The following is a 6068-nucleotide window of genomic DNA, read 5'->3' as shown; positions in this document are numbered from 1 at the left end:
GGCCTATACCGATGGGGTGAGTGCCCGGCCTGCCCCTGCCCCCGATCTACCGGCGCAGCCGATCGCGGACGTTCGGCCGGCGCGGGCCGCGCGGACGCCGCGGTTCAACCGGCGGCGGGCGCAGATCCTGGACACCGCCTCCGCGCTCATCAACCGGCATGGATTGCGCGGCATGACGCTGACCGCCGTGGCGCGGGCGCTGGCGCTCGATACCAGCAGCGTGACCTATTACTTCCGCCGCAAGGAGCAGCTCGCGGCCGCTTGCTTCGAGCGAACGCTGCGCTTCGCGCTGGAGGCGGCAGAGGCGGCGGCCTGCGCGCCCGATCCGCCGGCGCGGGTGCGGCACCTGATCGCAACCTATTTCGACCTGTATCGCGCGCGTGAGGCGCCCGGCGCCGGGGAGCTGGCCGTGCTGTCCGACATTCGCGCGCTGGACGAGGCCGCGCGCGCGCCGCTGGAGGCGATCTATGCGCAGGGGTTCGCGGCCGTGCGCGGCATGTTCGCGCCGGGCGAGGGGCAGAGTGGCGGATCGCGCTCCGCCATTGCCGCGACTCACCTCACCGCCAGCCTGCAATGGCTGCCCGCCTGGATCGATCGTTACCAGCCGCGCGATTTCGCCCGGGTGGAGGCGCGGCTGTTCGACGTGCTGGCCCATGGGCTGGCGAGCGACGGGCGGGCGTGGCCCCTGCCCCCTCTGGCGCCCCTGCCGGCACGCGAGCCCGGCGCCTGCCCGACCGCCGCGTCTGGCGAGGCCGAGACGGCGCAGGCGCGCTTCCTGGCGGCGGCCACCCGGCTGATCAACCGCTACGGTTATGCCGGCGCCAGCGTGGAGCGGATCGCGGCGGAGCTGGGGGTGAGCACCGGCAGCTTCTATCACCACCTCGACAACAAGGACGATCTGGTGCTCGCCTGCTTCCGCCGCTCCTTCGCGACGATCGAGCGGGCGCAGGCGCATGGCGATGCGGCGGGGCGCGACCAGGGCGAGCGGCTGGCGATCGCCGCCGCCATGCTGGTGGCAATGCAGTTCGACGAGAACAGCCCGCTGCTGCGGATGAGCGCCTATCAGGCGCTGCCGCTGGAGCTTCGCGCGGACATGCTGCAACTGGCGGCGCAACTGACGCGGCATGTGGCGGGCACGATCGCGGACGGCATCGCCGACGGATCGCTGCGCGCGGTGGATCCGCTGGTCGCCGGACAGACGGTGATGGCCGCGATCAGCGCCGCCTCCGACCTGCGCCGCTGGGCCGCCCCGCGTGACCGGGGGGAAGCGGTGGCGGCCTATCTAGCGCCGTTGCGGACCGGGTTGTTCAGGTGATTGGACAAGCGATCGGGCCGCTGGCCAAGACGCTCTGATCGTGAATACCGACGCGAGCGTCGCGTAACTCCTGTCGTCACTCCGGGCATGTCCCGGCATTCACCTATCACAAGCCTGTCCTGAGCGACGCTGCAGGCGGCGTCGACGGACCGGGATCGCGCCGCTTGTGAAGCAGCCAAAGAGTTTCGTCGAGATCAGCACGAACGGTAATGGTGGTTCATCCTGATCGAAAACCGCTTCGATTGATATAGTCTCGCCATCTGGCGACGCTTCATAGGCGGGACATATCGATGCCGGACTGGTTGATCAGCGCCCGCGTGCTCACCCTCTTGATCGAGGCGGCCGGTCTTTATTTTCTCACGCGCGAGATTTTGGTGGCGCAAAAGACCGAACGGATCGGGGCAGGTCTGGAAAGCATCAAACGGATCCGAGACGCGATCCAGCAAGGGGATTGGCGCGCATCCGTACTGGAGATATTGCTCGATAGTCCGGCCACTGCGCGCTTTGCACTATCCACGTACAAGACCTATTCGCTTCAGGAGTGCAAGAATATCGCGCTGCGATGGGACAGTACCACGCCTGACGCCACCGAAGTGAGTGCGAGATGGCATCACCTGACCGAGCAGGCAGTCTACCAGTGGCGCGCCAAACTATTGGTCATCGGTGTGTTCTGCGCCTTTCTCGCTCTGGTCGCCGGGGGCGCGCTGGACCTGTTCGAGCCCGAGGAGCGTGCCCCTCCCGTCGTTTCGGGCTCCGGCACGAAGGCGCCCGCCCTGTTCGCCGCGAGTGCCGCCATCCGGTTTGGCGATGGCGAAGCGTCGATCCCGATTGCAGGCGACGGCTCGACTGCGGATGGGGTCCGATCCGTTTGCGCGATCAAGAGGGAGCTGCAGTCGCGCCACCTGCGAAGCGCAGTGGTGATCGGAAGGGCCGACCAGCGGGACCTGAGCGCGAAGTTGGCACAGCGTTTCTCCTCCAACATCGGTCTGGCGCAGGCACGGGCGAACGCCGTTGCCGCATATCTGCGCGAACCAAGGTTCTGCGGCCCGGCGCTGTCGCCTGTCATCCCGCTGGTGGCGGGCCCTTCGCATATTGGTCGTGACAACCGATCACCGGCATCGCTCGCCGAGGATCGTACCGTCAGCGTCTACGGTCTGGATCACGATGTACCGGCATCGCGTGTTCGTCTCGCGCAGGGAGGCCGATAAAGGCGCTTACTGGGCCCCCGATCACCCCTGCCCGGCCGGTGCGGCCTGCATGTCGGGGGTTCGTTCCTTGGTTTCCTTGTTGCTGAGGCTGATGCCGAGGAGCGCGACGATCCACATCAGGGCGCCCAGCGCGACGACGATGATGGCGGCGCGGGCGAGGCGGGTGTTGGAGGGGCGGAGCATGGGGGAGGAACGCACAAGGTGCCGGTTCGGGCCCAATTTCGCCCGCTCGCTTCCCGATCGCAATTCCGCGGGATGGGGGCCGTGCGCCCTTAGCGGAAGCGTTCGCGGTAGGTCTGGCGGGCGGCGGTGCCCCAATCGGCCTGCTCGCAGAGCTGCGCGACGAAGCGGCAGTCCCATTTGCCGAAGAAGGGCGCGACCTGCTCCGCTGCCATCGGGCGGCTGAACAGATAGCCCTGCCCCATGTCGCACCCCTTGGCGATGAGGTGCGCGGCCTGGGTTTCCGTTTCCACCCCTTCCGCGACGGTGGTGATGCCGAGGCTGCGGGCCAATTGGATCACCGCGCCGATGATCGCCGAATCCTCGCAATCCACCATGGTCAGGCGGGAGACGAAGGACTGGTCGATCTTCAGCGCATCGACCGGGAATTGCTTCAGATGCGTGAGCGAGGCGTAGCCGGTGCCGAAATCGTCGAGCGCGATGGTGATGCCCGCATCCGACAGCGTCTTCAGCGCCACGCTGACATTTTCGGCGAGCTGCCCGAGGAAGACGGTTTCCGTCACCTCCAGCTCCAGCATGGATGGCGGCAGCTTCGCCTGTTCCAGCCGCTCCAGAATGCGCTCGGCAAAGCCGCCGCGGCGGAAATCCTCGGGCGAGCCGTTGATGGCGATGCGGCCGAACGGCACGCCCTTGTCCGCCCAGCGCACCATGTCGCGGATGGTGCGCTCCAGCATCCGGTCGGTGATCTGCACGGCGGTGCCCGGGTCCTCGAACGCCGCGCTGATCGAGGCGGGGGAGCGCAAGCCCTGCTGCGGATGATGCCAGCGCAGCAGCGATTCAAAGCCAAGCACCGCGCCGGTCCTGAGGCAGATCTTGGGCTGGTAGAAAGGCACGATCCAATCGGCCTGCAAGCCGGCGCGCGCATCGGCCAGCATGTGCTTTTCACGCTCGGCCGCGTCGCGCAGATCGCGCTGGAATTCGCGCAGGCCGCCGCGATTGTCGCGCTTTGCGGCATAAAGCGCGAGATCGGCGCTCTTGTGGATTTCCTTGGCCGTACCGCCGTCGCGGAACGCCTGGGCGAAGCCGGCGCTGAGGCTGACGTCGATATGGCGGCCGGCATGGACCATGGGGCTGGAGATCTCGGCAAGCAGCCCGGCGATCTGCGCCGTGCCCATGCCGCTGTCGTCCAGGCTGGGGATGATGATGGCGAATTCGTCCCCGGCGAGCCGCGCGGCGGTGGCGCCGGGCGGGGCGACCCGCTGGAGCCGGCAGGCGACCTCGCGCAGCAGCGCATCGCCCGCGTCATGGCCGAGGCTGTCGTTGATCATCTTGAACCGGTCCACATCGAACACGATCAGGCCGACGCTGGCGCGCTGTTCCCCCGCCTCGGCGAGCGCGAGATCGAGCCGCTCGGCGAAGAGCAGCCGGTTCGGGAGGCCGGTGAGCGAATCGTAATGGGCGGCGAGGCGCAGCTCGCTTTCATAGCGTTTCTGCGCCGTCACATCCTGAAGCGAGCCGACCAGCCGCGTGGCGCGACCCTGCGGATCGCGCACGACGAAGCCGCGGCTGCGCACGGTGAGATACTCGCCCGATCCCGCCAGCACGCGAAACTCATGCGTCCAGTGGGTAAACTCGGGATCGGCGAGCGCGGCGGGGCGGACGCCGGTGCGCGCGCGATCGTCCGGGTGGATGCGATCCTGCCACCAGTGCCGCGAAGTGCCGGCCTGCGCCTCGGGATAGCCGAGCCAGGTGCCGACCGCGCTGCTCCAGTCGATCCGGTCGCCGTCCAGCGGAATATCCCAGATGACGTCGTTCGCCGCCTGCGAGGCGAGGCGGTAGCGTTCCTCGCTGTCGCGCAGGGCAGCAATCAGCTCCGCCATGTCCCCGCGCGCGTTCAGCGCGGCAGTGAACGCCTGGTGGCTGGAGACCATGGCGCGGACCACGACGATCGAGACCATCACAAAGGTGAGCGCCACGCCCACCAGATAGCTGTCGCCCGATGCGACCATGCGCAAGGTGATCGGCATGGCGCCGAACAGCAGCACCGAAAAGCCAGCGACGGGAAGCGCCTGAAGGCAATAGCAGCAGCTGATCGACCCCACGAACACGAACAGGGCAACGGCCGTGCCGCGTGTCGCATCCGTTTCGCCCAGCAGCACCGATCCCCACAGGCCGAATGCCGCGCTGAGGATCACGGAAGCGAGGATGGTGCCATACAGATAGCGGCGGATCTGGTTGGGCGTGGGCGCCGCCGACTTGCGGAACAGCCACAGGCACGCGCGCCCCAGCACCGCGAGCAGCAACAGCGCCGGCATGCCAAGGCTGTGCGCGGCGGGCACGCTGCCGTGGGTGGCGAGGCCGAGAAAGGCGGCGTCGATCGCGAGCACGGCATACATCAGCGGGATCTGCGTGCGCAGCCGCGTGAACTGATCCCGCAGGAGCGCATCCGAGCTCTGCGCTACCTGCAGAAAGGGACTGAGAAACATCAATGAATCAGACTCGCGCGCTCCAACTCCTTGTTTATCGGGAGCCTTGTTAAGATCCCGTGATACGAAGTCCGGACTGAATTACGTATTTCGATCGGCGGCCGCGGCGCGGCGAGGCAGTGACCGATCCTGCCAAGATGGCGCGTTCCTGCGGGAAGTGGCGAGCGGGAGAAGGTCCGCTTTCTAGCGCGGCGGGGCTGCGGCGAGGTGGGCGGCGAGGCGATCGATCATCTCCTCCGGAATGCGGCGGGCGATGACCGGCATGGTCGCCTGGCTTTGGCGGGCGTCCACTTCCTTTTCGTCACCGCGCATCTGGCGCAGGCGGGCGGCGAGATATTCCGGCTTCTGCCCGGCGAGCACCGGATAGGGCTTGGCCGGCGTGTGGCAGCTGGCGCAGGCGGGCAGTTCCTTGTCCGGAAGGCCGATGCGCGCGATCTGCTCGGCCGCGGCGTCCTGCGGCGCATTCGTTGCCGGTCCCCTGCCCGTTCCGGCACCCAGGCCCGGCAGCGCGGCGAAATGCCGCGACAATTGCCGCATCTCCGCCCCCGACAGGCGCGAGGCGGCATGGCCCATAACCGCGCTTTGCCGTGTGCCGTCCTGAAAGGCGCGCAGCGCGGCGAGCAGATAGGCCGGCTTCTGCCCGCCGAGGACCGGAATGTCCGGCGCGCCGCGCCCGCGCCCGTCCGCGCCGTGGCAGCCGGCACAAGCGGCAAGGCCGGGAGCCGAGGCGATGCGCGCGGTGCCGCCGGTGAGCGCGTCGAACTGCGCCGGCGTCATCCCCGGCAGGCGGCGGACCAGCGCGACCATGCGGCGGATCTCATCCTGGCGCGCGCGCGCCGGCCAGGCGGGCATGCCGGTCATCTTCACACCATGGTCGAT

5 protein-coding genes are annotated in these 6068 nt (G+C 68.3%); 2 read left to right on the top strand and 3 right to left on the bottom strand.

Annotated elements, in window-relative coordinates; all coding sequences use genetic code 11:
* Both AX702_RS11960 and AX702_RS11955 read left to right on the top strand, forming a co-directional pair.
* On the top strand, positions 1–1315 hold a 1315-nt coding region (locus AX702_RS11960), incomplete at its 5' end, for a TetR/AcrR family transcriptional regulator (RefSeq protein ID WP_156455464.1).
* A 290-nt stretch (positions 1316–1605) separates the two neighbouring features.
* Positions 1606–2523 carry a hypothetical protein gene (locus AX702_RS11955; RefSeq protein ID WP_066779855.1) on the top strand — a complete coding sequence of 306 codons (918 nt, stop codon included), beginning with the start codon at positions 1606–1608 and terminating at the stop codon, positions 2521–2523.
* A 21-nt stretch (positions 2524–2544) separates the two neighbouring features.
* Here AX702_RS11955 and AX702_RS22080 read toward each other — a convergent pair whose 3' ends face one another.
* The 3 genes from AX702_RS22080 to AX702_RS11945 all read right to left on the bottom strand — a co-directional run.
* On the bottom strand, positions 2545–2706 hold the full coding sequence (locus tag AX702_RS22080; RefSeq protein WP_156455463.1) for a hypothetical protein: 162 nt from the start codon (positions 2704–2706) through the stop codon (positions 2545–2547).
* 89 nt (positions 2707–2795) lie between these two features.
* A complete protein-coding gene (locus AX702_RS11950; RefSeq protein WP_066779853.1) occupies positions 2796–5189 on the bottom strand; it encodes a putative bifunctional diguanylate cyclase/phosphodiesterase in 2394 nt (797 codons plus the stop codon).
* Positions 5190–5372: 183 nt separating this feature from the next.
* On the bottom strand, positions 5373–6068 hold a 696-nt coding region (locus AX702_RS11945), incomplete at its 5' end, for a c-type cytochrome (RefSeq protein WP_156455462.1).

The organism is Sphingomonas sp. CCH5-D11 (genome assembly GCF_001557395.1).
Classification (GTDB): domain Bacteria; phylum Pseudomonadota; class Alphaproteobacteria; order Sphingomonadales; family Sphingomonadaceae; genus Sphingomonas.
This window is presented reverse-complemented; position numbering and strand designations above follow the sequence as displayed.

Excerpts from the sequence above, each read along its gene's own strand:
- AX702_RS22080 (WP_156455463.1), bottom strand. The coding sequence starts at position 2,706 with ATGCTCCGCCCCTCCAACACCCGCCTCGCCCGCGCCGCCATCATCGTC.
- AX702_RS11955 (WP_066779855.1), top strand. The coding sequence starts at position 1,606 with ATGCCGGACTGGTTGATCAGCGCCCGCGTGCTCACCCTCTTGATCGAG.
- AX702_RS11950 (WP_066779853.1), bottom strand. The coding sequence starts at position 5,189 with ATGTTTCTCAGTCCCTTTCTGCAGGTAGCGCAGAGCTCGGATGCGCTC.